Source organism: Rhodoferax sp. GW822-FHT02D07, assembly GCF_058802405.1.
In genome coordinates this window covers 162073-188583 of record NZ_JBXAOD010000007.1, presented here as the reverse complement: position 1 = coordinate 188583, position 26511 = coordinate 162073, and the positions used below count along the sequence as shown (strand labels likewise).

Annotated in this window: 23 protein-coding genes and 1 riboswitch; of the genes, 3 read left to right on the top strand and 20 right to left on the bottom strand. The window is 65.0% G+C overall.

The window, feature by feature from the left end; genetic code table 11:
- Window positions 1-8 precede the first annotated feature (8 nt).
- Genes AC1RNN_RS16215 through AC1RNN_RS16200 form a run of 4 tightly spaced genes read right to left on the bottom strand, consistent with a single transcriptional unit; the run spans window position 9 to window position 5434 of the window.
- Window positions 9-938 carry a 2-hydroxyacid dehydrogenase gene (locus tag AC1RNN_RS16215; RefSeq protein ID WP_493090117.1) on the bottom strand — a complete coding sequence of 310 codons (930 nt, stop codon included), beginning with the start codon at window positions 936-938 and terminating at the stop codon, window positions 9-11.
- Between the two features lie 46 nt (window positions 939-984).
- Entirely contained in the window at window positions 985-3018 is a 2034-nt protein-coding gene (locus AC1RNN_RS16210) for an acetyl/propionyl/methylcrotonyl-CoA carboxylase subunit alpha (RefSeq protein ID WP_493090118.1), read from the bottom strand.
- A gap of 18 nt (window positions 3019-3036) precedes the next feature.
- Window positions 3037-3816: an enoyl-CoA hydratase/isomerase family protein gene (locus AC1RNN_RS16205; RefSeq protein ID WP_493090119.1), complete on the bottom strand. Its 780-nt coding sequence runs from the start codon at window positions 3814-3816 to the stop codon at window positions 3037-3039.
- Window positions 3817-3826: 10 nt separating this feature from the next.
- Window positions 3827-5434: a carboxyl transferase domain-containing protein gene (locus tag AC1RNN_RS16200; protein ID WP_493090120.1), complete on the bottom strand. Its 1608-nt coding sequence runs from the start codon at window positions 5432-5434 to the stop codon at window positions 3827-3829.
- A gap of 122 nt (window positions 5435-5556) precedes the next feature.
- Here AC1RNN_RS16200 and AC1RNN_RS16195 point away from each other — a divergent pair, with 122 nt between their 5' ends.
- Window positions 5557-6579 (top strand): AraC family transcriptional regulator, encoded by a 1023-nt coding sequence (locus AC1RNN_RS16195; RefSeq protein WP_493090121.1) that lies wholly within the window; start codon window positions 5557-5559, stop codon window positions 6577-6579.
- Window positions 6580-6647: 68 nt separating this feature from the next.
- The gene (locus AC1RNN_RS16190) at window positions 6648-7316 is read left to right on the top strand and encodes a glutathione S-transferase family protein (RefSeq protein WP_493090122.1); all 669 of its coding nucleotides are present in this window, start codon (window positions 6648-6650) and stop codon (window positions 7314-7316) included.
- Window position 7317: 1 nt separating this feature from the next.
- On the opposite strand, the gene AC1RNN_RS16185 is transcribed toward AC1RNN_RS16190, so the two are convergent.
- From AC1RNN_RS16185 to AC1RNN_RS16160, 6 genes are read right to left on the bottom strand one after another with little or no spacing between them, the layout of a single operon-like run.
- Window positions 7318-7986: an HAD family hydrolase gene (locus AC1RNN_RS16185; RefSeq protein ID WP_493090123.1), complete on the bottom strand. Its 669-nt coding sequence runs from the start codon at window positions 7984-7986 to the stop codon at window positions 7318-7320.
- Entirely contained in the window at window positions 7983-8390 is a 408-nt protein-coding gene (locus tag AC1RNN_RS16180; RefSeq protein WP_493090124.1) for a YchJ family protein, read from the bottom strand. Before AC1RNN_RS16180 ends, AC1RNN_RS16185 begins: the two co-directional genes overlap by 4 nt.
- 38 nt (window positions 8391-8428) lie before the next feature.
- Entirely contained in the window at window positions 8429-9346 is a 918-nt protein-coding gene (locus AC1RNN_RS16175) for an MBL fold metallo-hydrolase (protein ID WP_493090125.1), read from the bottom strand.
- Window positions 9346-10473 (bottom strand): acyl-CoA dehydrogenase family protein, encoded by a 1128-nt coding sequence (locus AC1RNN_RS16170; RefSeq protein ID WP_493090126.1) that lies wholly within the window; start codon window positions 10471-10473, stop codon window positions 9346-9348. The genes AC1RNN_RS16175 and AC1RNN_RS16170 overlap by 1 nt, the downstream gene beginning before the upstream one ends.
- A gap of 37 nt (window positions 10474-10510) precedes the next feature.
- The gene (locus tag AC1RNN_RS16165; protein WP_493090127.1) at window positions 10511-11194 is read right to left on the bottom strand and encodes an SDR family oxidoreductase; all 684 of its coding nucleotides are present in this window, start codon (window positions 11192-11194) and stop codon (window positions 10511-10513) included.
- Window positions 11195-11239: 45 nt separating this feature from the next.
- On the bottom strand, window positions 11240-12421 hold the full coding sequence (locus AC1RNN_RS16160; RefSeq protein ID WP_493090128.1) for an acetyl-CoA C-acyltransferase: 1182 nt from the start codon (window positions 12419-12421) through the stop codon (window positions 11240-11242).
- A gap of 130 nt (window positions 12422-12551) precedes the next feature.
- On the opposite strand from AC1RNN_RS16160, the gene AC1RNN_RS16155 reads away from it, so the two are divergent.
- Window positions 12552-14006: a Do family serine endopeptidase gene (locus tag AC1RNN_RS16155; protein WP_493090129.1), complete on the top strand. Its 1455-nt coding sequence runs from the start codon at window positions 12552-12554 to the stop codon at window positions 14004-14006.
- On the opposite strand, the gene thiE is transcribed toward AC1RNN_RS16155, so the two are convergent.
- The 10 genes from thiE to AC1RNN_RS16105 all read right to left on the bottom strand — a co-directional run bounded on the left by thiE (window position 13990) and on the right by AC1RNN_RS16105 (window position 26499).
- Window positions 13990-15459, bottom strand: a complete 1470-nt coding sequence (thiE, locus tag AC1RNN_RS16150; RefSeq protein ID WP_493090130.1) for a thiamine phosphate synthase — start codon at window positions 15457-15459, stop codon at window positions 13990-13992. The genes AC1RNN_RS16155 and thiE overlap by 17 nt on opposite strands.
- Window positions 15460-15535: 76 nt before the next feature.
- A complete protein-coding gene (locus tag AC1RNN_RS16145) occupies window positions 15536-16423 on the bottom strand; it encodes a thiazole synthase (RefSeq protein ID WP_493090131.1) in 888 nt (295 codons plus the stop codon).
- A gap of 2 nt (window positions 16424-16425) precedes the next feature.
- Window positions 16426-16653 (bottom strand): sulfur carrier protein ThiS, encoded by a 228-nt coding sequence (gene thiS / locus AC1RNN_RS16140; protein WP_493090132.1) that lies wholly within the window; start codon window positions 16651-16653, stop codon window positions 16426-16428.
- Entirely contained in the window at window positions 16650-17687 is a 1038-nt protein-coding gene (locus tag AC1RNN_RS16135; protein WP_493090323.1) for an FAD-dependent oxidoreductase, read from the bottom strand. Before AC1RNN_RS16135 ends, thiS begins: the two co-directional genes overlap by 4 nt.
- Window positions 17688-17699: 12 nt before the next feature.
- Window positions 17700-19601 (bottom strand): phosphomethylpyrimidine synthase ThiC, encoded by a 1902-nt coding sequence (gene thiC, locus AC1RNN_RS16130; protein ID WP_493090133.1) that lies wholly within the window; start codon window positions 19599-19601, stop codon window positions 17700-17702.
- An 83-nt stretch (window positions 19602-19684) separates the two neighbouring features.
- A riboswitch (TPP riboswitch) is annotated at window positions 19685-19785 on the bottom strand.
- Window positions 19786-19811: 26 nt separating this feature from the next.
- Window positions 19812-21650 carry a bifunctional isocitrate dehydrogenase kinase/phosphatase gene (gene aceK / locus AC1RNN_RS16125; RefSeq protein ID WP_493090134.1) on the bottom strand — a complete coding sequence of 613 codons (1839 nt, stop codon included), beginning with the start codon at window positions 21648-21650 and terminating at the stop codon, window positions 19812-19814.
- Window positions 21651-21714: 64 nt separating this feature from the next.
- A complete protein-coding gene (gene can / locus AC1RNN_RS16120) occupies window positions 21715-22380 on the bottom strand; it encodes a carbonate dehydratase (protein ID WP_493090135.1) in 666 nt (221 codons plus the stop codon).
- 10 nt (window positions 22381-22390) lie between these two features.
- Entirely contained in the window at window positions 22391-24400 is a 2010-nt protein-coding gene (locus AC1RNN_RS16115) for an LTA synthase family protein (RefSeq protein WP_493090136.1), read from the bottom strand.
- 69 nt (window positions 24401-24469) lie between these two features.
- Window positions 24470-25273, bottom strand: a complete 804-nt coding sequence (locus AC1RNN_RS16110) for a hypothetical protein (protein ID WP_493090137.1) — start codon at window positions 25271-25273, stop codon at window positions 24470-24472.
- Window positions 25274-25317: 44 nt separating this feature from the next.
- Window positions 25318-26499, bottom strand: coding sequence for an isovaleryl-CoA dehydrogenase (locus AC1RNN_RS16105; RefSeq protein ID WP_493090138.1), 1182 nt, complete (start codon window positions 26497-26499; stop codon window positions 25318-25320).
- Window positions 26500-26511: the final 12 nt, after the last annotated feature.

Here is a 26511-nt window from a genome sequence, read left to right as displayed (position 1 = left end):
CTTTCGGTTCAGTAGCCGCGCGCCGCATCCACGCGGCCGGCCACGGCTTCGCCGTTCTGCAGCGCGGCGATCTTGCGGGCGATCTGGGCAATGCTCTCGCTGCGCAGGGTGCGAGCAGAGGTGTGGGGGGTGATGGTGATTTTGGGATGGTTCCAGAAGGCATGGCCCTGCGGCAGAGGCTCCACACGGAACACATCCAGCGTGGCGCCGGCCAGGTGACCGCCGTCGATGGCAGCCAGCAGGTCCGCATCGACCACATGGGCACCGCGCGCAACGTTGATGACATAGCCGCCGGAGCGGATTTTTGACAGGCGTTCGGCGTTGAGAATGTTCTCGGTGTCTGGCGTGAGTGGCAGCAGGCAGACCACGATGCGGCTGGCAGCCAGAAAGGCGCCCAGCTGTGCAGCGCCGTGGAAGGACTGCACGCCGGGAATGGATTTGGGCGACTGGCTCCAGCCATTCACCGGGAAGTCGAACTGCGCCACCGCCTTGGCCACACGCTCGCCCAGCACGCCCAGGCCCAGCACGCCCACGGGGTAGTCGGCACGGCTGCGCGGCTTGCGAAAGGACCACTTGCCCATGGCCATGTCACTTTCATAGCCATCCAGCTCGCGGAAATGGCGGATGACGGCGTGGCTGACGTACTCCGCCATCTGCACCGACATGCCCGCGTCGTCCAACCGCACCACGGGCACGCCCACAGGCAGGCGCAGCTGCATGAGCGCATCCACGCCGGCGCCGGTATTGAAGATGGCTTTCAGGCTGGTTTGCTCGTCCAGCATTTGCTGGGGCGGCTTCCAGACCACCGCGTAGTCCGCTTGCGGGGCGCCGGGCTCCCACAGGGTGACAGTGGCGCCGAGCAATGCGGCCTGCAGGCCGGGAATCCAGGAGGCCGCATCCATGTCGGCCGAGTAGTAAGTAATGCGCAGGGAAGACATGCCGGGATTTTCGCCGCTTTGCAAAGCCCCCGCGTCCACCCCTGCCTCAGGCCGTGGCCAGGCGCAGCAACTCGGCGCCCTCGGTCACCTGGTCACCAGGCGCAAACAGCAGCTCGGCCACCGTGCCGTCCGCCGGCGCCGCAATGGTGTGCTCCATCTTCATGGCCTCCATCACCGCCAGCGCCTGGCCTTTCTTGACCGCATCGCCCGCCTTCACGGCAAACGACACCACCTTGCCCGGCATGGGCGCGGTCAGGCGGCCGCCCTCGGCATGGGTTTCACCGGCATGCGCCAGTGCATCAACCGCTACGATTTGTGTAGCGCCTTGCACTGTGAATACGTGGGCTACATCGCCATTTCGATAAACATTCGCCTGTAGGCGCTGGCTGCCCAACTGCACATCCAGCGCACCGCTGGCATTCGCCGTCCAGGCCAATGCCAGCGTGTCAGCCCCCACCGTCAACGTGAGGCTGCCCCGCTGCGTGTGCAACAACACGGTGTGCGGCGCACCGGCGTACTCCAGCGCAAAGCTGCGTACCGAGGCGCCGTGCGAACGCCAGCCATCGCGCTGCGCCCAGGGGTCGCGCCAGCCGCTGGCGTCCGTGGCCGTGGCTTGCGCCTGCTCGGCCTGCAGCGTGTGCGCCACCAGCGCGGCCGCCGCCAGCGGCAGGCCCACCTTGTCCTGCTGGAACAGCGCCGCCGCTTCGCGCGGGATCAGCGCCGTGTCCAGCTCCGCCTTGGCAAACGCGGCGCTGGTCGTCACATGGCGCAGGAACTGCACATTGGTCGCCAGCCCCACGATGTGCGTCTGCGCCAGCGCCGCGTCCAGCCGCGCCAGCGCTTCGGCGCGCGTGACGCCATGCACGATGAGCTTGGCCACCATGGAGTCATAAAAGGGGCTGATGGTGTCGCCCTGGCGCACGCCGGAGTCCACGCGCGTGCCGTGGCTGGCGCGCTCAAAAGTCACATGCGCGGGCTGGCCGTAGACCTGCAGCATGCCGGTGGCGGGCAGGAAGTTGTTGTCGGGGTTCTCGGCACAGATGCGCGCCTCAATCGCATGGCCCTGGATCTGCAACTGGTCCTGCTGCAGGGGCAGCGGCTCGCCCGCCGCCACCCGCAGCTGCCACTCCACCAGGTCCAGCCCCGTGATGGCTTCTGTCACCGGGTGCTCCACCTGCAGGCGGGTGTTCATTTCCATGAAGTAGAACTTCATGGCCTCGGGGTGTGCATAGCCCAGAGGTTGTTCCACAATGAATTCCACCGTGCCGGCGCCCACGTAGTTCACCGCGCGCGCCGCCTCCACTGCGGCCAGGCCCATGCGGGCGCGCAGTTCTGGCGTCATGCCGGGCGCGGGTGCCTCTTCCAGCACCTTCTGGTGGCGGCGCTGCACCGAGCAGTCGCGCTCGAAAAGGTAGACATAGTTGCCCAGCGTGTCGCCAAACACCTGGATCTCGATATGGCGCGGACGCTGCACATACTTCTCGATCAGCACCGCGTCATCGCCAAAACTGTTGATGGCTTCTCGTTTGCACGACGCCAGCGCAGCGGCAAAGTCCTCGGCCTTGTCCACCGCACGCATGCCTTTGCCGCCGCCACCCGCGCTGGCTTTGATGAGCACGGGGTAGCCAATGCGGTCCGCCTCGCGCTGCAGCAGCGCGGGGTCCTGGTCCTTGCCGTGGTAACCGGGCACCAGGGGCACGCCGGCCTTTTCCATGAGTTGTTTGGACTCGGCCTTCAGCCCCATGGCCAGGATCGCCGATGCGGGCGGGCCGATGAACACCAGCCCCGCCTGCGCGCAGGCCTGGGCGAACTCTTCGTTTTCGCTCAGGAAGCCGTAACCCGGGTGAATAGCCTGCGCGCCCGTGGCCTGCGCCGCAGCAATGATCTTTTCCCAGCGCAGGTAGCTGTCCTTGGGTGCGCTGCCACCGATGTGCACCGCCTCGTCGCAGGCGGCCACGTGCTTGGCGTTGGCATCCGCATCGGAGTACACCGCGACGGTTTTGATGGCGAGTCGCGCAGCCGTGGCGGCCACGCGGCAGGCGATTTCACCGCGGTTGGCAATCAGGATTTTGGTGAACATATTGTTTTCCTCGGGAACTCAGACCAGCCAGTTCGGTTTGCGCTTTTGCAGGAAGGACTGCACGCCCTCCTTGCCCTCGGTGCTGCTGCGGATGTCGGCAATACCCTCCACCGTCTCGGCGATCAGGGCACCGTCAATCTCGCGCTCGGCCACGGTCTGCACCAGCTCTTTGCAGCTACGCACGGCATTCGGGCTGGCATTGACCAGCGCCTTGACCAACTCGACCACCTTGGCGTCCAGCTGCTCAGCGGGTACCACCTCGTGCACAAAGCCGATACGGTGCGCCTCCTGCGCGCTGAAGCGTTCGGCGGTCAGAAAGTAGCGATGCGCGGCACGCGCGCCCATGGCGCGGATCACATAGGGGCTGATGGTGGCGGGGATGAGGCCCAGTTTCACTTCGCTCAAGCAAAAGCCCGCCGTGTCCACCGCCACCGCCATGTCGCAGGCCGCCACCAGCCCCATGCCACCGGCGACCACATCGCCCTGGATGCGGGCAATGACAGGCTTGGGGCAGGCGTAGATCACGCGCAGCATCTCGGCCAGCTTGGCGGCGTCGGCCAGGTTGTCTTCGCGCGTGTAGTCGGCCATGCGGCGCATCCAGTTCAGGTCGGCACCCGCGCAGAAGGCCGGCCCCTCGGCCGCCAACACCACAGCGCGTGTCTCGGCGCTCGCGGCGGCGGTCTGGAAGGCCTGGGTCAGCTCGGCAATCACCTCGTCGTTGAAGGCGTTGCGCACCTCGGGGCGGCACAAAGTGATGGTGAGAAGCGCGCCGGTGTGGGACAGGGTCAATGCGGTCATGGCCAGCCCCTTACATGCGGAAGACGCCGAACTTGGTGTCTTCGATGGGCGCATTCAATGCTGCACTCAGGCCCAGGGCCAGCACGCGGCGGGTGTCGGCCGGGTCGATGATGCCGTCGTCCCAGAGGCGAGCGCTGGCGTAGTAGGGATGGCCCTGCTCTTCGTACTGCTGGCGGATGGGGGCCTTGAACGCTTCTTCTTCGTCCGCGCTCCAGGCGCCGCCCTTGCCCTCGATGCCATCGCGCTTGACGGTAGCCAGCACGCTGGCCGCCTGCTCGCCGCCCATGACAGAGATGCGCGCGTTGGGCCACATCCACAGGAAACGTGGCGAGTAGGCGCGGCCGCACATGCCGTAGTTGCCGGCGCCAAAACTGCCGCCAATGATGATGGTGAACTTGGGCACCGCAGCCGTGGCCACCGCCGTCACCATCTTGGCGCCGTTGCGGGCGATGCCTTCGTTCTCGTACTTGCGGCCCACCATGAAGCCGGTGATGTTCTGCAGGAAGACCAGCGGGATCTTGCGCTGGCAGCACAGTTCGATGAAGTGCGCGCCCTTGAGAGCGGACTCGGAGAACAGGATGCCGTTGTTGGCGATGATGCCCACGGCCATGCCCTCGATGTGCGCAAAGCCGCAGACCAGGGTGTTGCCAAAGCGCGGCTTGAACTCATGGAACTCGCTGCTATCGACGATGCGGGCAATGATTTCGCGCACGTCAAAGGGCTTGCGCGTGTCGGTAGGAATCACACCGTACAGCTCTTCTGCTGCATATTTAGGAGCTGCTGGCGCAAGTGTGGCAAGGGCTGGTGGCTTCTTTTTATTCAAATGCGCGACCGCCTGGCGGGCCAGAGAGATCGCGTGCAGGTCGTTCTGCGCCAGGTGATCGGCAACCCCGGAGAGGCGCGTGTGCACATCACCACCGCCTAGGTCTTCTGCCGTCACCACCTCGCCCGTGGCTGCCTTCACCAGTGGCGGGCCGCCCAGGAATATGGTGCCCTGGTTCTTGACGATGATGGTCTCGTCGCTCATGGCGGGCACATAGGCGCCGCCGGCCGTGCAACTGCCCATGACCACGGCAATCTGCGCAATGCCCTGCGCGCTCATGTTGGCCTGGTTGAAAAAGATGCGGCCAAAGTGGTCGCGGTCGGGGAAGACCTCGTCCTGATTGGGCAGGTTGGCGCCGCCGCTGTCGACCAGGTAGATGCAGGTGAGGTGGTTTTGCGCCGCAATCTCCTGCGCGCGCAGGTGCTTCTTCACCGTCAGCGGGTAGTAGGTGCCGCCCTTCACCGTGGCATCGTTGCAGACAATCATGCAGTCCACGCCGCTCACGCGGCCGATGCCGGCAATCACGCCGGCACCCGGTGCGGCGTTGTCGTAGACATTGAGCGCGGCCAGCGGGGCCAGCTCCAGAAAGGGCGTGCCGGGGTCCAGCAGCATGGCCACGCGGTCGCGCGGCAGCAGCTTGCCGCGCGCGGTGTGCTTGGCGCGGGCCGCCTCGCCGCCGCCTTCTGCAATGCGGGCCACCTGGGCCTGCAGGTCGTCCACCAGGGCCCGCATGGCGCTGGCATTGGCCACGAAGTCGCTGGATCGGGGGTTGAGCTGGGATTCCAGAATCGTCATGGGCGCATCCGGTCAGGGGTTGGGGAGTCAAGCGGCATTGTCCGTCCGTCACCCCGCAGGCCCAAAGGCCATGAGGTTGCAAATCCTGCCACAGCAGGCGCAAACTTTGGCACACTGCGGGCATGGTCACCTCCCCCCCCATTGCCGCCACACCCATGGCTTTTGTCCAAGCCATTGTGGCGGCCTATGCGCGCTACGGACGCGACCCCTCCGGCGCGCTGGCACAGGCACAGATTGCGCCAGCACATCTGCGGCAGACAGACGCCCGCATCACCGCCTGGCAGATGGAACGCATCTCGGAGCTGGCCATGCGCGAGCTGGACGATGAGGCGCTGGGCTGGTTCAGCCGCCGCCTGCCTTGGGGCAGCTACGGCATGCTGGCGCGCGCGTCCCTCAGCGCCCCCACGCTGGCGCTGGCCATCAAACGCTGGTGCCGCCACCACGGCCTCATTGCCGATGACATCACGCTCACGCTGCAGACCAGCGGCAACACCGCCAGCATCAGCATCGCCGAGCAGCGCGACCTGGGCGCGCTGCGCGAGCTCTGCCTGGTTTCGGTGCTGCGCAACATCCTGGGCCTGGCCTGCTGGCTGGTGGACTCGCGCATCCCGCTGCTGCAGGCGCAGTTTCCGTTTGACGCCCCACCCCACGCCGAGGCCTATTCCGTGCTGTTTTCGGGCCCCACCCGCTTCCAGCAAGCGCAAGCTGCTATCACTTTTGATGCGCAGTACCTGCAACTGCCACTGCGGCGCGACGAAAAAGCCATGCAGCAGATGCTGCAACACGCGCTGCCGCTCACCGTGCTGCAGTACCGGCGCGACCGCCTGCTGGTGCAGCGCGTGCGCCAGCTGCTCAGTGCCCAGCCGCAGGACACGCTTGGCGCCGAGGCCCTGGCCGCGCTGCTGCACCTGTCGCCGCGCACCCTGCACCGCCAGCTCAAGGAAGAAGGCGCCACGCTGCAGGCGCTGAAGGACGAAGTGCGCCAGAACCGCGCCACCGAGTTGCTGTTGCGCACGCGCCGCCCCATCAAACAGGTGGCCGAGGCAGCGGGCTTCCAGAACGAGAAGAGCTTCATGCGCGCCTTCAAGGGCTGGACCGGCCAGTCACCGGCCGAATTCCGCCGCAAGGCCACGCCCCAGGGCTGACGCAGTTGGCGTGATTTGTACCCTGCCGTGGCACACGCCGTGCCCGGCTGCGGCCTACACTGATCGGCATGATGGTCCTCTACCACTGTGTCAGCGCACGATCTTTCCGGCCCCTGTGGATGCTGGAAGAACTGGGCCTGCCTTGCGAGTTGCGCATGCTGCCCTTTCCGCCCCGGGTCCTGGCGCGCCACTACCTGGAAGAAAACCCGCTGGGCACCGTGCCGCTGCTGGTGGACGGTGCCACGCGCATGACCGAATCCGCCGCCATCTGCCAGTACCTGGCCGCGCGCCACGGCGATGGTGTGCTCGATGTATCACAGGACAACCCAGCCTATGGTGCCTACCTGAACTGGCTGCACATGAGCGACGCCACGCTCACCTTCCCGCAGACACTGGTGCTGCGCTACACCCACTTCGAACCACCCGAGCGCCTGCAACCGCAGGTGGCCGCCGACTACGCACGCTGGTTTCTGGCGCGCCTGCGCGCAGTGGACACCGCGCTGCAGAACGCGGAGTATTTGTGCGCGGGCCGTTTCACGGCCGCCGATGTGGCGGTGGGCTATGCCCTGCTGCTGGCGCAACACCTTGGGCTGTCCGCCCAATTCCCACCCGCAGTGGCCGCGTACTGGCAACGCCTGCAGGCCCGACCAGCCTACCAGCGCGCGATGCAAGTGCAGCACCAGGCAGCGCTGGACCAGGGCGTGCCGACCACGCCCTCGCCCGACATCCGCCCCTGATTTAGCTGCGCAGGCCTGCGCCCAGCAAGCTGGCGTGCAACGCGTCCATGTGCGTGAACACATGGTGCGCACCGGCCTGGCGCAGCGCATCGCCCTGCCCGGCGGGCGCATAGGCAAACACCGTCGCCCCCGCCGCTACGCCGGCTGCAATGCCGGTGGCCGTGTCTTCCACCACCGCGCAGCGGCTGGCAGGTACGCCCAGCGACTGCGCCGCCGCCAGGTACACATCGGGGTGGGGTTTGGAGCGCGGCATTTCGTGGCCACTGAACACGCGACCTTGCAGGTAGGTCCACAGGCCGACCTTCTGCAATTGCATCTCCACCTTGGCGCGGTCCGCACCCGAGGCACAGGCAATGCGCCCCTGCACCGTGGCGTGCACCGCCGCCACGGCTTGCACGGCGCCGTCAATGGCTCCGACCCGGGCCTCCAGCGCGGCGTTGCGGCGCTGGCGGAAGTCCGCCATCCACGCGGGCGTCACCGGACGGCCGGTCTCGGCCTCAATGCGGGCACGCTCGTCCAGCACCGCCTTGCCCACAAAAATCTCCATGCAGGTCTGCAGGTCCAGGCGCCAGCCCTGCTCCTCCAGCATGTCGCGCAATACGCCGTTGGTGATGGGCTCGCTGTCCACCAGCACTCCATCGCAATCAAACAACACGGCATCAAACTTCACAAGGCATCTCCATCCACATACAACCAGGCGCCATTGTCGAGGACGAAGCGGCTGCGCTCGTGCAAGCGCACCGCGGCGCCACTGGCAGGCTTTTGCCGCGCCACGAATTCCACCTGTGCGTGGGTGGCGTCCTGAACGGTGTGGCTGCGCACATCCAGCCCCAGCCACTTCACACCGGGTTCGAACTCCACGGATGCGGGGCGGTGGCTGGCGTGCCAGGTTTTCAGCAGATAGGCCTCGCGCTCCAGCACGAAAGCGCTGTAGCGGCTGCGCATGAGGTGCTCGGCATCGGGCGCGAGGGCGTCGCCCTCCAGCCAGCGGCCGCAGCACGCGCCGTAGGCCATGGGGTTCTTTTGGTGCAACCGGCCGCAGGGGCAGGCGTGGTGGGATTCCAGCGATTTCATGCCGCCATCATGCCTTGGCGGCTGATCCCGGGCGTCGCTCAGGCGTTGTAGACCACCGTGCCCTGCAGTCTGGCAGCGCCCGAGCGCACCAGGCCTTGCACGAGTTGCGCGGTTACCTCTGCCACGGACGCGCCCGCAAAATGCCGCGTCAGGGTGTTGGCAAAGTAGGGCGTACCCTGGGCCCAGGCCTGCAGGGCGCGCAGCTCCAGGTGCTGCGCCTCCAGCAACTTGAACTTGAGCAGCACCTTGGCCGCGTACTGCAGGTGCTTGTCCGGGTTCTGCACAAAGCCGTCCAGCCGCTGGCGCGCATAGACAATGGCCGATGCTGCATCGGCAAAGGGAGCGCCATGACCGGGGATCACAGCGACAGGGTTCAGGCTCTCGATCAGGTCCAGCGTGGCGGCCACTTCGTCAAAGGCGTCCTGCCCATCCAGCTCGGGGAAGACCACGCCAAAGCCGCGCTCCCACAGCGCGTCGGCCGAGACCAGCGTGCGGCTCGCGGGCTCGAACAGGATGACCGAGTGCGGATCGTGCCCCGGTGCGGCATGCACCTGCCAGCGCAGATCGCCCAGCAGCATCTCACTGCCCGGCTGCAGGGTCGCATTCAAATGGAAGCGCGGGCAACTCTGTCCCGTGGGCGTGTAGCTCAGTGCATGGGCGTCCCACACGCGCACATAGGCGGCATGGCCGGGCGGGATATGCGTTTGCAGCGCGGGATAACGCGCCTGCAGCGCGGCATTGCCACCGCAGTGGTCGCTGTGCAAATGGGTGTTGAGCAGCAGGTCCAGCGGGCGGCCCTGTAGCGCAGAGTCCAGCAGCGCCAGCGTCTGGTCGGCATGGGTGCAGTAGCCGCTGTCGATAAGCGCCGTGCCCTGCGCGCCCTGAATGAGGATGTTGTTGCTGGAGAGCCAGCCGCGCTCGAAAACGCTGACTCCGGCGGGCAGGGTCACGGCCATCACAGCGCCCGCTGGATGATGATCTTCTGTACGTCGCTGGTGCCTTCGTAAATCTGGCACACGCGCACGTCGCGGTAAATGCGCTCCACGGGGAAGTCGCTCACATAGCCGTAGCCACCCAGGGTCTGGATGGCGGCGCTGCAGACACGCTCGGCCATCTCGCTGGCAAACAACTTGGCCATGGCAGCCTCCTTCAGGCAAGGCCGGCCGGCATCGCGCAGCGCTGCAGCGTGCCAGATGAGCTGGCGCGCCGCTTCGATCTGCGTGGCGCACTCCGCCAGGCGAAAGCCCACGGCCTGGTGGTTGAAGATGGGCTGGCCAAAGCTCTCCCGCTCTTTGGCGTAAGCGACGGCCACGTCGAGCGCGCTACGCGCCATGCCCACGCTTTGCGCGGCGATGCCAATGCGCCCGCCCTCCAGCCCGCCCAGCGCAATGCTGTAGCCTTCGCCTTCCTTGCCGATGAGGTTCTCTGCGGGAATGCGGCAGTTGTCAAAGTTGATCTGGGCCGTATCGCTGGAGTGTTGGCCCAGCTTGTCTTCCAGCCGCGCGACCACATAGCCCGGTGTGTTGGTCGGCACCAGAAAGGCACTCATGCCCTTCTTGCCAGCGCCCTTGTCGGTCACCGCGATGACGATGGCCACATCGCCGTGCTTGCCGCTGGTAATGAACTGCTTGACGCCGTTGATGACGTAGTGGTCGCCATCCTTCACGGCTGTGGTGCGCAGGCCCGATGCGTCACTGCCCACATGCGGCTCGGTCAGGCAGAAGGCGCCCAAGAGTTGGCCTTGCGCCAGCGGCTCCAGCCATTGCTTCTGCTGCTGCGCATTGCCGTATTTCATGAGGATGGCGTTAACCGGGCAGTTGGTCACGCTGATGACCGTGCTGGTACCGCCATCGCCTGCCGCAATTTCTTCCAGCACCAGGGCCAGCGTCACGTAATCCAAGCCCGCGCCACCCTGGTGCTCTGGCACGCAAATGCCATAGGCACCGAGTGCCGCCAAGCCCTGGTGCGCGGCCTTGGGGAAGGTGTGGTCCTTGTCCCACTGGGCGGCGTGGGGCCACAGCTCGGCCTGCGCAAACGCGCGCACGGCGTCGCGCACCATTTCCTGGTCTTGGGTCAGCAGCATGGGGACTGGTCTCTCTCGGGTCGTTATGGTTATGGGCTTACCAGCTGGAGAAGGGCGTACCGTCCCAGCGGATATAGGGCACATCGCTGCAGGCAAATCCGGTTTTGCCAGTCTTGCGTGCCGCGACGGTGGCGCGGATGGCGGCCACGCTTTCTTCGGGCAGCAAAGGTGCGTCGGGCGTGCCCATCTCGGTACGCACCCAGCCGGGGTGGATCAGAAGGAACTGCGCCTTGGGGTAGTCGGGCTGCGCGGCCACCACGGCCATGTTGAGCGCCGCCTTGCTCACGTGGTACACCCAGCCGCGGCTGCTTTCAACGCCGCCAATCTGCGCGAAGTCGCTGGTCAGAAAGACGAACTGGCCCTGCGCCTCTTCCACCCAGGGCGCCACCTGCGGCAGAGCCTGCATGGCGCCCAACACGTTAGCGTGCATCATGGAATCAAAGGCCTGCTGGGTGGGGGGCGATTTGGCGTCTTCGGTGCTGAACACGCCGGCCACGTAATAGGCGAGGTCCAGCTTCTCCCCGTCCAGCGCCCAGCTCAGGCCGCTCACGCTCGCGGGGTCGGTCACGTCCAGCTTCAGGGGCTGGGCGCCCATGTCACGCAGGCGCTGCAGGCCGGCCTCATCGCGCGCAGTGGCGATCACGCGGTCGCCCGCCTCCAGGTGCTGGCGCACCACTTCCAAACCAATGCCGCGCGATGCGCCGATGACGAATACGTTCATTTTGGCCTCCAGCCCGCGTGCAATATGCGCAAGCAGCTTCGGAATTTATAGCAATTCCAGCGCGACTGCAGTGGCCTCGCCACCGCCTATGCACAGCGTGGCCACACCCTTGTTGAGTCCGCGGGCTTTCAAGGCGTGGATCAGCGTCACCATGATGCGAGCACCGGACGCGCCAATCGGGTGGCCCAGCGCGCAGGCGCCGCCGTTCACGTTCACCTTGTCGTGCGGGATGTTCAGCTCTTTCATCAGCGCCATAGGCACCACGGCAAAGGCTTCGTTGATTTCCCACAGGTCCACGTCGTCCACCTTCCACCCCGCCTTGGCCAGCAGCTTTTGCGTGGCGCCCACGGGGGCGGTGGCAAACCAGTTGGGCTCCTGCGCGTGGGTGGTGTGAGCCACGATGCGGACCAACGGCTTGCAGCCCAGGTCCTTGGCGGTGCCTTCGCGCATCAGCACCATGGCGGCCGCGCCGTCGTTGATGGAGCTGCTGCTGGCGGCGGTGATGGTCCCGTCCTTCTTGAAGGCAGCTTTCAGCGCGGAAATCTTGTCGAGCTTGATCTTGCCGGGGCCTTCGTCCACCGTGATCTGCTCTTCACCGGTACGGGTCTTGATGGTGACAGGGGTGATTTCCGCCTCGAACGCTCCGCTTTTAATAGCTGCTTGCGCACGCTGCACGCTCGCTGTAGCGAAATTGTCTTGTAACTCGCGGGTGAAGCTGTACTTGGCGGCGCAGTCTTCGCCAAAGGTGCCCATGGAGCGGCCGGCTTCGTAGGCGTCTTCCAGGCCGTCCAGCATCATGTGGTCCATCACGCGGTCGTGGCCAATGCGGATGCCGCTGCGGCCTTTCAATAGCAAGTGCGGCGCGTTGGTCATGCTTTCCATGCCCCCGGCCACCAGCACATCGTGGCTGCCGGCCAGCAGCATGTCGTGCGCGAACATGGCCGCGCGCATGCCGGAGCCGCACATCTTGCTCAGGGTGACCGCGCCCGCACTCTTGGGCAGGCCGCCCTTGAAGGCCGCCTGGCGCGCCGGCGCCTGACCCTGGCCCGCCATCAGGCAGTTGCCGAACAGGACTTCACTGACCAGCTCCGGCGCGATACCGGCGCGCTCGACCGCGGCTTGGATGGCAGCACCGCCCAGGTCATGGGCGGCAAGGCTGGCGAAATCGCCCTGGAAAGCCCCCATGGGGGTGCGGGCGGCGCTGACGATCACGATGGAGTCGGGCATGGTCTTCCTCGGTATGCAAAGTGGACAAACGAAATTGACGTTTACGTAAACGTCAATTGTGGCAGAAAATCTTTACCGCAGCTTCACGCCAGCCATACACGTCTTCATGCGCACCCGTCACCATGGCCGCATGACAGCTCTCACCTTCTCCCGCCTCCTTGCCTGCAGTGCCCTCATCGCCCTGGGCAGCGTCCACGCGCAGACCACCAGCCCCGCAGCAGCACCTGCGTCTGCCATCCGCAGCCTGGGTACGCCGGACTTCACGCAGATCGTGCAACGCTACGGCCCGGCCGTTGTCAACATCAGCGTGAGCGGCACCCGCTTGGTCACCGCCGATGGCAAGGACACGGGTGGCAATGCCAAGGGTGCCGATAACGAAGACCCTACCCAGCTCTTCCTGCGCAAGTTTCAGGAACAGTTTGGCGCGACAGGCGCGAGCATGCAGATCCCCGTGAATGCGCGTGCATCGGGCTTCATCGTCAGCGCCGATGGCCTGGTGCTGACCAATGCCCACGTCATCGCCCACGCCAGCGAAGTCACGGTCAAACTGACCGACCGGCGCGAGTTCACCGCCAAGGTGCTGGGCAGCGACAGCAAGACCGATGTCGCCGTACTCAAGATCGAAGCGAAGAACCTGCCCACCGTGGCCATCGGCAAGCCGGCCGACCTGAACGTGGGCGAATGGGTGCTGGCCATTGGCTCACCCTTCGGGCTGGACAACACCGTGACCACCGGCGTGGTCAGCGCCAAGAGCCGAACCCTGCCGGACGACTACACCGTGCCCTTCATCCAAACCGACGCCGCCATCAACCCCGGCAACTCGGGCGGCCCACTCTTCAACGCGCGCGGCGAGGTGGTGGGCATCAACTCACAGATCTACACCCGCAGCGGCGGCTACCAGGGCCTGAGCTTTGCCATTCCCATTGACTTGGCGCAATCGGTACAGCGCCAGATCGTCGCCACCGGCCACGCATCCCACGGCGTGTTGGGCGTGTCAGTACAGGAAGTGACGCAGGCGCTGGCAGATGCGTTCAAATTGCCACGCCCCGCAGGCGCACTCATCTCAGAGGTGCGAGCCGACACCGCAGCTGCCAAAGCAGGATTGCAAGCAGGGGACGTCATCGCGGGCATTGATGGTCATGCCATCCTCGCGTCGAGCGACCTGCCGCTTTGGGTCGCCATGGCATTGCCAGGCCAACAGATCCAGATCGACGTGCTGCGCAACGGCAAAGCCGTGCAAGTGCGCGCTACATTGGAAGACACCGCAACTGCAAAACCCGCGCCCCATGAGGTACCCAATGTCCCTGCGCTGTCCCAGCTAGGCCTGGCCGTGCGTCCCCTGCTGCCCGTGGAGCAGCGCGCCGCCGAGGCACGCCACGGCCTGATGGTCGAAGGCGTGCAACCTGAAGCCGACAAGGCCGGCATCGCCCCGGGCGACATTCTGCTGGCGATCAACCAAGTGCCCGTCACGTCTGTGGAGCAAGCACGTGCGCTGCTGCCGCAGGCCAAGGGCTCCGTAGCGCTGCTGATGCAACATGGGGCGGAGAAAAACTACATCGCCATCCCGCTCAAGCCGGGTGCATAGTCCCGCCAGCAAAACCCTGCTGCAAAGCCGCACACGCTTGCTCAGGGCTGGTCGCCTTCGTGATCGCTGAAATCACCGCCGCGCTGGCAGCGCCCGTAGCCGCCACGTCCGCCACATTGCTGACCTCAATCCCCGCAATGCCGACCACGGGCAGTGGCAGCACGCCGGCCCAGTAGCGCAGGTTGTCCAGGCCTTGGGGAATCCAGGGCATGTCTTTGCTTTGGGTGGCAAAGACGGGGCCGCAGGCGATGTAGCTAGGCTGAAGCGCCCAGGCGCGGGCGACTTCCCAGTAGCTGTGGGTGCTGAGGCCCAGGCGCACGCCGGCCTGGCGCAGGGCGTCCAGGTCCACGGTGTCCAGATCTTCCTGGCCCAGGTGCACGCCGTAGGCGCCGTATTGCAGGGCGAGTTGCCAGTGGTCGTTGATGAAGAGTTGTGCGCCGGGGGTGGCGCGCGCCACCGCGATCGATTCCTGAATCTGCGCCGCCAGCGTGGGCTCCTCGGAGTCCTTGATGCGCAGCTGCACGGTGCGGATGCCCGCGGCCAGCACGCGACGCACCCAGACGGCGCTGTCGACCACGGCGTAGACGCCCAGGGCCGGATTGCTCAGATCCGGGAAGGCAGATTGCGCGCCGGGTTGTGCCTGCAGCCAGGGCAGGTTCTCCATGTGCTGCGCGAAATCCGGTAGCGCCTGCACTGGCCCAGCCCCCTGCCCTGCGGCATAGGCGTGGCGCAGCGCATGCGTGGTCGCCATCTTGGCCAGCACCACGGCATCGGCCACGCAGTAGCCGCTGGCCAGCGCGGCCGCCGCCGTGGAGGCAAAGGTGCAGCCGGTGCCATGGTGGTGTTGCGTGTCCACGCGCGGCAGGCTGAGCCAGCCGCTGGCTTGCGGGCTGCTAAACCAATCGCTGGCCAAACCGCCGTCTTTGGTATCGTCCCCGCCAGTGATGACCACGGAGGGCAGGCCCTCATCACGAGCCTGCCCCACGCGCAGGCCCAAGTGCTCGGCCTCCGCACGATTGGGCGTCACCAATGTGGCGCGCGGCAGCAGGTCTTGCACATAGGCCTGCACCAGCCCATCGCCCGCAAAACTGGCACCCGTGGTGGAACCCAGCACCGGGTCCACCACCAGCGCCACGGCGTGCCCTTGCGCACGCAAACGATCCACCCACTGGCAGAGCACGCGCAGGTTGTCCACGCTGCCGAGCAGGCCAGTCTTGATGGCCTGCGGCGGCATGTCCTGCGCCAGCGCTGCCAGCTGCGCATCCAGCAGGTCGGCACTGACGGGCTCCACGCGCGTGACAGCCACGGAGTTTTGCGCGGTGATGGCGGCCACCGCCGTGCAGCCGTGCACGCCAAAGGCTTGCAGCGCCTTGAGATCGGCCTGCAGGCCGGCGCCAGCGCCCGAATCGGAGCCGGCGATGCTCCAGACCACAGGGCGGGTGCCAGCATTCACCGGGCGCACTTCAGTGCTTAAAGTGCTTCTAGCCCTCGTAGGTAGTGCGCGAGCAGCTTCTTTTTTCATAGCAACCTCACAGCAAAATGGGATGACCCGCCACCGGCGTGGAAGCCACGGCCATGTCCTGGCGGGCCATGACGCCAGCTTCGAACGCGAGGCGGCCGGACTCGATACCCAGCTTGAACGCGCGCGCCATGCGTACCGGGTCCACCGCGTGGGCCACGGCGCTGTTGAGTAGCACGGCGTCCAGCCCCAGCTCCATGGCCTGCACCGCGTCGGCTGGCGAGCCTATGCCCGCGTCCACGATGAGCGGCACACCCGGCAGGCGCGCGCGCAGCGTGCGCAGCGCGCCGGGGTTCACCAGTCCCTGGCCCGAGCCGATGGGTGCGCCCCAGGGCATGAGGATGTTGCAGCCAGCGTCGAGCAGGCGCTGGCAGCTGACCAGGTCGTCCATGCAGTAGGGGAACACTTCGAAGCCGTCCTTCACCAGTTGCGTGGCGGCGGTCAGCAGTTCAAACGGATCGGGTTGCAGGGTGTGGGCGTCGCCCACCACTTCGAGCTTGATCCAGGTGGTGTCGAACAGTTCGCGCGCCATGTGGGCCAGGGTGATGGCTTCGCGGGCGGTGTGGCAGCCGGCGGTGTTGGGGAGCAAGTGGGCGCCGGTCGCCCGGATCAGCGCGAAGAAGTCACCCGCCTCGGCACCGTGGGCGAGCTGGCGGCGCAGGCCCATGGTGACGACCTGGGCGCCAGAGGCGGCGATGGCGTCTTGCAGTATTTGCGGCGAGGGGTACGCGGCGGTGCCGAGGAAGAAGCGACTGGTCAAAGTCCGGCCACCTATTTTCCAAGTGGTGGGGAGACTGGGAGTCAGCACGTTCTGCTCCGTGTCCCCCGCCCGCTGCGCGGGCTCCTCCTTTACCTGCGCAGAACGCACTGCCTCCCAGTCTCTTTGGTGTTCGGTCATGGTTAACCTCCTTCGATGGGTTGGAAGGTGAGGATGGTGTCGCCCTCGGCTAGCGGTTGCTGGGCGCGCAGGCTGCGGGGGACGAAGTTGCCGTTGACGGCGGTGGCCAGTGCAGCAGGCAGCACACCGCGTGCGTCTACCCAGGCTTGCAGCGTGGTGGCCTCGGTGGTTTCCGGTGTGCCGTTTACCACCACGGTGATGGTGGGAGAGATCGTGTCAGTGGCGTTCATGGCGATAGCTCTTGCAAGGCCTGCTCTACCAAGGCGGGCGCGATGAGCCAGCCGTGGCGGAAGAGGCCGTTGATGACAGTGATGCCCGGCGCGTGGCGCAGTGCGGGCAGGTTGTCGGGCAGTGCGGGGCGCAGGTTGATTTCGGTGTGGACCAGGCGCGCTTCGGCCAGCGCGGGGATGGCGCTATGCGCGGCGCTCAGCAGTTCGACGGTGCTGCGCAGGGACACGGGGGAACGGTCCTCGCTTTCGATCTCGCTGGCGCCCACGACGATGACATCGCCGGGGCGCGGCACCAGGTAGACCGAATGGCGCGGATGCAGCAGGCGCACCGGGCGTTGCAGCGGCACGCCGGGCGCATGCAACCAGAACACCTCACCCCGCACCCCGCGCACGGGCACAGCCGGCTTGGCGCCCACGCCGCGCACGTCGAACACATGGTCGAACGCGTGGGGCTGGCCATTGGCAACCAGGGCGCCGGCTGCGGTTTCGCGCACGGTGCTGCCCCAGTGCCATTCCACGCCTTGCGCCGTGGCCTGCGCAGCCAAAGCTTGCAGCGCCTGCACCGGGTGGATCTGACCCTCGCTGGGCAGCAGCCAGGCCAGGGCCGGGCCGCTGATGGCCGGCTCCAGGTCGCGCAGTTGTTCCGGGGGCAAGGGCTGCGGTTGGTAAGGCGCATCGGCCTTGGCCTGCAGCAGGCCCACCACGCGCTGGGCCGCGCCCGCATCACTGCGGTGCGCCAGCAGCAGGCTGCCTTGCATGCGCAGGTCCACGGACTGCACCAGCCCCCGCACGATTTGCGGCCAGAGTGCGCAGGAGCGCAGGCCCAACGCAAATACCTCGGACCCGGCGCGTTCCAGCTCGGCCACAGGGCTGAGCATGCCCGCAGCCGTCCAGCCCGCGGCCTGTGCGCCAGACTCGGCGCGTGGCCCGGGGCCATCGGCTGGGTCAAAGACCTGCACCGCATGGCCCGCGCGGCTGAGCTGCACGGCCAGCAGCCGCCCCAGCACGCCGGCGCCGGCAATGCCTATGCGCATCGCAGCCATCGCTCAGGCCTTGCGGTCTTCGGTCTTGGCCCGCACGGGGTTGATGGGAATGTAGATTTCCCCGCCCACCTTCTTGAACTCGTCGGACATCACTTCCATGCCCGACTGCAGCGCCTGTTCCTCGCTCACGCCCAGGTTCTTGGCATAGTCGCGCACTTCCTGCGTGATCTTCATGCTGCAGAACTTGGGGCCGCACATGGAGCAGAAATGCGCCACCTTGGCCGAGTCCTTGGGCAGGGTTTCATCGTGAAAGTTGCGTGCGGTGTCCGGGTCCAGCGAGAGGTTGAACTGGTCCATCCAGCGGAATTCGAAGCGAGCCTTGGACAGCGCATCGTCGCGCGCCCGCACGCCGGGGTGGCCCTTGGCTACGTCGGCCACGTGGGCGGCGATCTTGTATGTGATGATGCCGGTCTTCACGTCTTCGCGGTCCGGCAAGCCCAGGTGCTCCTTGGGTGTCACGTAGCACAGCATGGCCGTGCCGAACCAACCGATCATGGCCGCGCCAATACCGCTGGTGATGTGGTCGTAGCCCGGTGCAATGTCGGTGGTCAGCGGCCCGAGCGTATAGAACGGGGCTTCGCCACAATGCTTGAGCTGCTCGGTCATATTGGCCTGCACCATGTGCATGGGCACGTGGCCGGGGCCTTCGATCATCACCTGCACGTCCTGCTGCCAGGCCTTGTGCGTCAGCTCGCCCAACGTGCGCAGCTCGGCAAACTGCGCTTCGTCATTCGCATCTGCGCCGCTGCCGGGCCGCAGGCCATCGCCCAGCGAGTAGCTCACGTCATATGCCTTCATGATCTCGGTCATCTCGTCGAAGTGCGTGTACAAGAAGTTTTCTTTGTGGTGGGCAATGCACCACTTGGCCATGATGGAGCCGCCGCGCGAGACGATGCCCGTCACGCGATTGGCCGTCAGGTGGATGAAGGGCAGGCGCACACCGGCGTGCACGGTGAAGTAGTCCACACCCTGCTCCGCTTGCTCGATCAGCGTGTCGCGGAAGATCTCCCAGGTCAGGTCTTCGGCAATGCCGCCCACTTTCTCCAGTGCCTGGTAAATCGGCACCGTGCCGATGGGCACGGGGCTGTTGCGCACGATCCAGTCGCGCGTGGTGTGGATGTTTTTGCCGGTGGACAAATCCATCACGGTGTCTGCGCCCCAGCGGATGGACCAGACCAGTTTTTCCACTTCCTCTTCAATGCTGGAGGTGACCGCCGAGTTGCCGATGTTGGCGTTGATCTTCACCAGAAAGTTGCGGCCAATGGCCATGGGTTCCAGCTCGGTGTGGTTGATGTTGGCCGGGATGATGGCGCGACCGCGTGCCACCTCGTCGCGCACAAACTCGGGCGTCACCACCTTGGGGATGCTGGCGCCAAAGCTGTTGCCGGCCAGGCGCGCTTCGCGCTCGGCATTGCCCAGGTACTGCGCCTGCCATTCCAGGTTCTGGTTCTCGCGCAGGGCCACGTACTCCATCTCTGGGGTGACGATGCCTTTGCGGGCGTAGTGCATCTGCGTGACGTTGGCACCGCTGCGCGCGCGGCGCGGCTGACGCTGCAGGCCAGCAGCCTGGGCGCGCAATGCTGCCAGCGCATCAGTCTCGCCGTTCTTCAGGCCATCGTCCAACGCAAAGGGCTTGCGGCCAGAGTACAACTCGGTATCACCGCGGCCGTCCACCCAGCCCTGGCGCACCAGCGGCAGGCCCTGGCGCACGTCGATGTCGGCGCGCGGATCGGTATAGGGGCCGGAGGTGTCGTAGACCGTGATGGCCTCGCCATTGCTCTGCAGGATTTCGCGCAAGGGCACCTGGATGTCAGGGCGGCTGCCTTGCAGATAGCGTTTCGTGGAAGCGGGAAGCGGTTCGCGCGTGAGGCGAATGAACTGGGCGAGTTTGTCGGGGGCGTTCACGGGGTTCTCCGGTTAGGCCCGAAGACAAAGAAGACACGGCCCCGCAAACTGATGAGAAAAGACGCCGCCCGGACGGCATTCGGCCGTCGGCTGCGCTGCACTTCTTACGCTGGTATGAACCAGATCAAGTTCGCGGGTTCGGTATCCATCTCAGCGCCACCATGGCGCACCCCGGGCAGGGCGGAGTGTACGCCAAACCGGTTTGCAACCTCAATCGCGCGGGAAGCGCTTGCCCTTCTCGTAGGGAAACACATCGTGCACATAGCCCGCCGCGATGCGCTCCTTCTGCGTCTGCCAGAAGGCAGGGTCTAGCAGGTTGGCGTGGTACTGCATGAAGACTTCGCGCACCAGCGGATTGCCCAACAAAAAGGGCGCGAAGGTTTCGGGGAACACATCGTGCGGACCGACGCGGTACCAGATCTCGCCGGACATTTCCTCTTCTTCGTTGCGCGGCTCGGGCACCTTGCGGAAGTTGCAGGCGGTGAGGTATTCGATCTCGTCGTAGTCGTAGAACACGACCTGGCTGTTGCGGGTGATGCCGAAGTTCTTCCACAGCATGTCGCCTGGGAAGATGTTGGCGGCCACCATGTCCTTGATGGCGTAGCCGTAGTCGATGACGGCGCGCGTAATCTGTTCCCGCGCGCGCTGTGCGGCCGGGCTGGTGTTGGTCGGGTCGGCGCCGCCAGCATCAAACGCCTCTTGCAGGTACATATTGAGCGGGATCATGCGCCGCTCGATGTAGAGGTGTTTGATGACCACCTCGGTCTGCCCATCGCCATCGCGGTCACTGATCTCGAACTGACTGGACGCGTGCGCCTGCAGCTCGGCAATCAGCGCGTCGCTGAAGCGCTCGCGCGGGAAGGCCACGTCGCCGTAGTCCAGCGTGTCGGCCATGCGGCCCACGCGGTCGTGCTGCTTCACCAGTTGGTACTTGCCCTTGACCTGCTCGCGCGTGGTGTCCTTTTGGTGCGGGAAGTGGTCCTTGATGACCTTGAACACGTACGGGTAGCTGGGCAGGTCAAACACCAGCATGACCATGCCCTTGATGCCTGCGGCAATGCGGAACTGGTCCGTGCTGTGCTGCAGGTGGTGCAGAAAGTCACGGTAGAACAGCGTCTTGCCCTGCTTGGCCAGTCCAAGCGCGTTGTAGAGCTCGTTGCGGGGCTTGCGCGGCATCATGCTGCGCAAGAACTGCACGTAAGCGCTGGGGATCTCCATGTCCACCATGAAGTAGGCCCGCGCAAAGCTGAACAGACGCAGAAGGTCGTCTTCGCCAAACAGCGCGGCGTCGATGCGCAGGCCACCGCGGCTGTGCAACACGGGCAGCGCAAAGCCGTGCTCGACAAACCCATTGATGAGCTTGCCAATGATGTAGCAACCCTTATTGCGGAAGAACAGGCCGGTGAGCACCTGCACCTGGAAGTTGGCGCGCAGCTTCACTTCGCCCAGCTGCGCGCGCATGACGCCGGCTACGCGCTGTGCGTCGCGCGCCAGGTCTTCAAAGGGCACGCGCAGATCGAAGTCCTGCACCATGCGCAGCAGCTGTTCCGGCAGGTCGTCCTGCGTGGGGTAGTAGCCGCGGTAGGTGGGGCGATGGCCTGCCCCGTCCCGGGGGCGACCGGTGGAGGCCAGGTTCTCGATGTACTCGGTGCTGACCGCGGGACGCACAAAGATGTAGTCGTTGCGGAAGTAGCTGCTGTGCAGGATCTTGGTGGTGACCGAGTTGAAGAAGGTCTCGGCCAGCTCGGGCTGGTGGTGGTCCACCAGCAGCCCGATATAGTGCAGCTTGATCTGCTGCCAGACCTCGGCAGCCTGCTCGCCGGCCTTGAACTCCCGCTCCAGCCGCCGGGAGCATTCCTTCACGCGCAGGTCATAAAACTCGATGCGCTCACGCTGGGCGCGCTGCTGGCCATGCCAATCTGCTACCTCGAATCGGTGCTTGGCGCGCGCACTCTCGGTGCGGAAGAGCTGGTAGTGTCGGTTGAAGCCGTCGAGCATCGCACGGGCGATGTCGTTGGCGATCGAAGAGTCAAGCCGCGCGGGGAACATGGCGTCAGCGCGCTATGATTTCAATAGCTGCTGGCGCATACTCCACAAGGGCCAGAGGCAATTTTTACCGTGGATGGCGCGGCATGAGGCGCACACCGGAGATGGCTTCGCGGTACAGCAGAGCCAGATCGTCTTCGCGCCCCACGGTCATATGCAGGTCCTGAACCAGGCCATCGTGCACGCCGTACACCCAGCCGTGCAGCGTCACCTCTTGCCCGGCGGCCCAGGCGTCTTGCAGCACCGTGCTTTGCGCCACATTCACCACTTGCTCAATGGCATTGAGCTCGCACAGTGCGGCTGCCTTGCCGTGTTCAGGAATGACGTCCAGGATGTCACGGTGACGGTCCCGCACATCCTGGATGTGGCGCAGCCAGTTGTCGGCCAAACCGATGCGCGCGCCCTCCAGCGCAGCCTGAACACCCGAGCAGCCGTAGTGACCCACGACCATGATGTGCTTGACCTTGAGCCGCTCCACCGCGAACTGGATGGTGGAAAGCGCGTTCAAGTCGGAGTGCACCACCACGTTGGCCACATTGCGGTGCACGAAGATTTCTCCGGGCGCCAAGCCAATGATCTCGTTGGCAGGCACGCGGCTGTCGGAGCAGCCGATCCACATGTACTGGGGCTTTTGCTGGTTGGCCAGACCGGTGAAGAAGCCGGGGCGCGTGCGCTCCATCTCCGCGGCCCATTCACGGTTGCGGGAAAAGAGGTCGTTGAGTTTGTCAGTCATGGGGCGTATTTTATTTCTTCAGGCTGCTGCGAATGTTCCAGTCCAGCAATCCGTACCTGGCTCGTTCCTGCTGGTCATCCAGCGCATTGAATTCGCAGGGGCTGTTTTTGTCGGCCTTGGCCGAGGTGCAGACAAAGGATTTGGGGTTGCCCAGCTGCCACATGCCTTGGGCATTACGGGCATCCCCCGTGAAGAACAGGCCGCGCGGCGCGTTCATGGGGTCGGGCTGGGCCGGCAGTGGTTTGAGCAGGTTGCGGCCGGCGTTGACATAGTTGCCATCGATCCCCGCCAGCGGGAACAGGGTGTTGAACATGTCGCGGTGGCTGGCGGGCTGGGTGAGCTGGTTGCCGCACTGCAGCTTGTCACCCCAGATCACAAACGGCACCTGGCGCATCAGGTAGCGGCGGTGCGGGTCGGCGTAAACGCCGAAGGAGCGCACATTGTGGTCACCCGTGGCGGCCACGATGGTGTTGTCCTTGAACGGGCCCTTCTGCACCTGCTGCACAAAGGCGCCCAGCAGGTCGTGCGCATAGCGGTAGGTATCCAGATTGGGCACCAGCGTGGCCTCGCTGGTCTCGCCCTTCCACTGCGTCATGTCCAGCGGTACGCGCTGGTAATCCTTGGGCAGATCGTAGGGCGGGTGGTTGGTGGAGGTGAGCACAAAGGCGAACAGGGGCCGCCCCTTGGGCTGCGCGGCCATGCGCTTTTCGAGGTACTTGTAGACATAGCTGTCCCACACGCCCCACAAGCCGACGACGGCATCAGGGTAAGCCTCTTTCAGGTTGTTGGCGTCAATCACTTCGTCAAAACCCTGCACCTTGAGCACGCGGTTCAGGTCGCGCCAGCCCGAGCGCGCCGAGGTGACGAACAGGGTGTCATAACCCGCGCGCTTGGCCACCTCCGCCACCGACCAGGGCAGCGGCTTGCGGCCTGCGTCGCCCATGGTCAGCGGGGTGATGGGGGTGGAGAAGAGGATGGCCTCCAGCGAGGGGTGCGTGCCCGGTTGGGCAGACTCGAAGTTGGAGAAGTGGCACGCGTTGGCCAGGGTGGGCTGCATGCGGCCCAGCACGTCAAACGTGGGGCTCTGGTAGAGCATGGGCTCGGCGCTCCAGGACTCCATGAGGAAGAACACCAGGTTCTTCTTGGAGGTACCCGCGGGCAGCGCATCGTGCTGGTACAGCGCGGCCTTCACCTCGGCCTCACTGCCATGCGGCAGGCCCAGCGCCTGGGCCGCGGCCTGGGGCGACTCGAAGCCCATGGCCTTGAGGCCTACCAGTGGGTCCGACAGGTTTTGCGATTCGCGCCGGCTGTCCCATGCGTACTTGAGCGCGATGACGCCGTTGGGCACCATGTCGTTGAGGAACTGCGAGGTGGTCACCGTCAGATGCTGGCGCTGCAACGCCATCTCGCGGATGGTGCCCTTGCCAGCAAAGGCCAGCGCGAAGAAGGCGACGACGATGACCACGACGCGCACCACGGCATGGCGAGTCTGCAGCGCCGTGTCCGGCGCCAGACCGCGCACGGCCAGCCGGTGCAGGCGGATGGCGGCCCAGGTCAGCGCGGCAATGAGCACCAAGCTCCAGAGCACAGGAAAATCGTGCCAGATGGTTCCCAGCACCGCCTTGGTGTCGTCCTCCACCAAGCCGAACACCAGCGAATCGATGGGCGTTTTGTAGAAGCCGAAGTAGTGCAGGTTGATGACCGACAGCAGGATGAATACCCCGGCCAGTACCGCCACGATGCGGCTGTAGCCCCGCGCCGGAATCCATGGCAACACCAGCATTAACAGGAAGCCTGCGATCGCGCTGACCTTGAGGTCAAAGCGGAAGCCCTGCAGCGCCACGGCACCCAGATCAGCCAAAGGCGCCGTAAAGCCGCTGGGCCAGAAGTAGGCCAGTTGCCCCCAGCGCACTGCGCTGAGTGCTACCACCAGGGGCAGCACCAGCACCCAGGCACGCAGCAGGCCCCGCAGGGCTCCATGGAGAAGAGTTGTCAGGGTACGTGCAATGGCAGATGTCATGAAACGTGTTGGCGATCGGTTACCAGCGGGAGAGCATACGGCGGTTTTGCCAAAGACGTCCGATCGACCTCAACCCTTCTTAGGACGGAGCATCTTCAATTGATACTGCACGCAAGCAGCCTGCATCTTCTCTTGGTTTTCTCTTGGCAGGTATTCCAGGACTTCGGAATTCAAAGGTCTGAAGTTGTATTCCAAAACCGATGGAGGCTCTTTGGACAGATCACACAAAAACGAGTGCGAAGAACTTTCTTGCAGCTCCGCCTCCAAGCGCTTAGCAAAGAGTGCCAATCGGCCATCCAACACACATACCCGCTGGATCACCCCATCGCCCTTCTGCAGCGTTTCAATGCAATCATTACCTTGGAACTCCAAATATCCGTCGTCCAAGGTAAACCCTAGCTCATCAAGCCCTACAAATTCTTGTTCGCCTGGTTGAAGATACAGGACCTGCTGGCCCGGATAGGGATTGCCAGTGCCATAGCTGTAGTCAAAGAACAATAAGTCTCCCACCGCATGGAAGCGGAAGTTGTTGCACCCATTGTGATGAGCGGGATCTTTGGCGGTAAAGCTATAGGGCTCATCCAGCACGATTTCATCGTCGCTGCCGTCACTCCAAGTCAGCAGCAGCGCCTCGCTGGAGAAAACTCCCGAACGCGAATTCATGTTGTCTCCCGCCAACTGCGCCACAAGATGAATGGCATTTACACGTTCAGTCAGAACACTGGGAACCGGGCAGCTGAAATAAATCGGACTGGCGTTTGTCTCTTGCGCCGACAGTGGTGACGGTTCGGCCGCGCTTTGAGGACTTTTGCCGCAGCCTCCTACAAGAACCAGAACAAGAGAAACGAACCAATAGCGAATGAGCAGTTGCATAAGATAGGGCAAGGTCGCATCGTGCCTTGCCCATGCTTTGAACTTTACATGGTCTCCGCGAACAGCTCCCGGCCTATGAGCATGCGGCGAATCTCCGAGGTGCCCGCCCCAATTTCATAGAGCTTGGCGTCGCGCCACAGGCGGCCCAGTGGGTACTCGTTGATGTAGCCATTGCCACCAAAGATCTGCACGCCCTCACCGGCCATCCAGGTGGCCTTCTCGGCCGTCCACAGGATCACGGAGGCGCAGTCCTTGCGCACTTGGCGCACGTGCTCCACGCCCAGCAGGTCCAGATTCTTGGCCACGGTGTAGGCAAAAGCACGCCCGGCCTGCAACACGGTGTACATGTCAGCGACCTTGCCCTGAATCAACTGGAATTCGCCAATGCTTTGGCCAAACTGCTTGCGGTCGTGGATGTAGGGGATGACGTTGTCCATGACGGACTGCATGATGCCCAGCGGGCCGCCGGTGAGCACGGCGCGCTCGTAGTCCAGGCCGCTCATCAGCACTTTGGCGCCGCCGTTGACCGCCCCCAACACATTGGCGTGGGGCACTTCCACGTTCTTAAACACCAGCTCGCCAGTATGGCTGCCGCGCATGCCCAGCTTGTCCAGCTTTTGCGCAATGCTGAAGCCGGGCATGCCCTTTTCGATCAGGAAGGCGGTGACCCCACGCGCGCCCAACTCAGGTTCGCTCTTGGCGTAGACCACCAGCGTATCGGCATCGGGGCCATTGGTAATCCACATCTTGCTGCCGTTGAGCAGGTAGTAGCCGCCCTTGTCCTCGGCCTTGAGCTTCATGCTCAACACGTCGGAGCCTGCGCCCGGCTCGCTCATGGCCAGTGCACCCACGTGCTCGCCGCTGATCAGCTTGGGCAAGTATTTGGCACGCTGCGCATCGGTGCCGTTGCGCTTGATCTGGTTCACGCACAGGTTGCTGTGCGCGCCATAGCTCAAGCCCACGGAGGCCGACGCGCGGGAGATTTCTTCCATCGCGATCATGTGGGCCAGATAACCCATATTGGCGCCACCGTATTCCTCGCCCACCGTGATGCCCAGCACGCCCAGGTCACCCATCTTGCGCCACAGGTCCATGGGGAACTGGTCGCTGCGGTCGATCTCGGCGGCGCGCGGCGCGATCTCGGCCTGTGCAAATTCGCGCACCGCGTCGCGCAGGGCGTCAATGTCTTCGCCCAATTGGAAGTTCAGTCCGGGCAAGGTGTTCATGGTGTGTCTCCT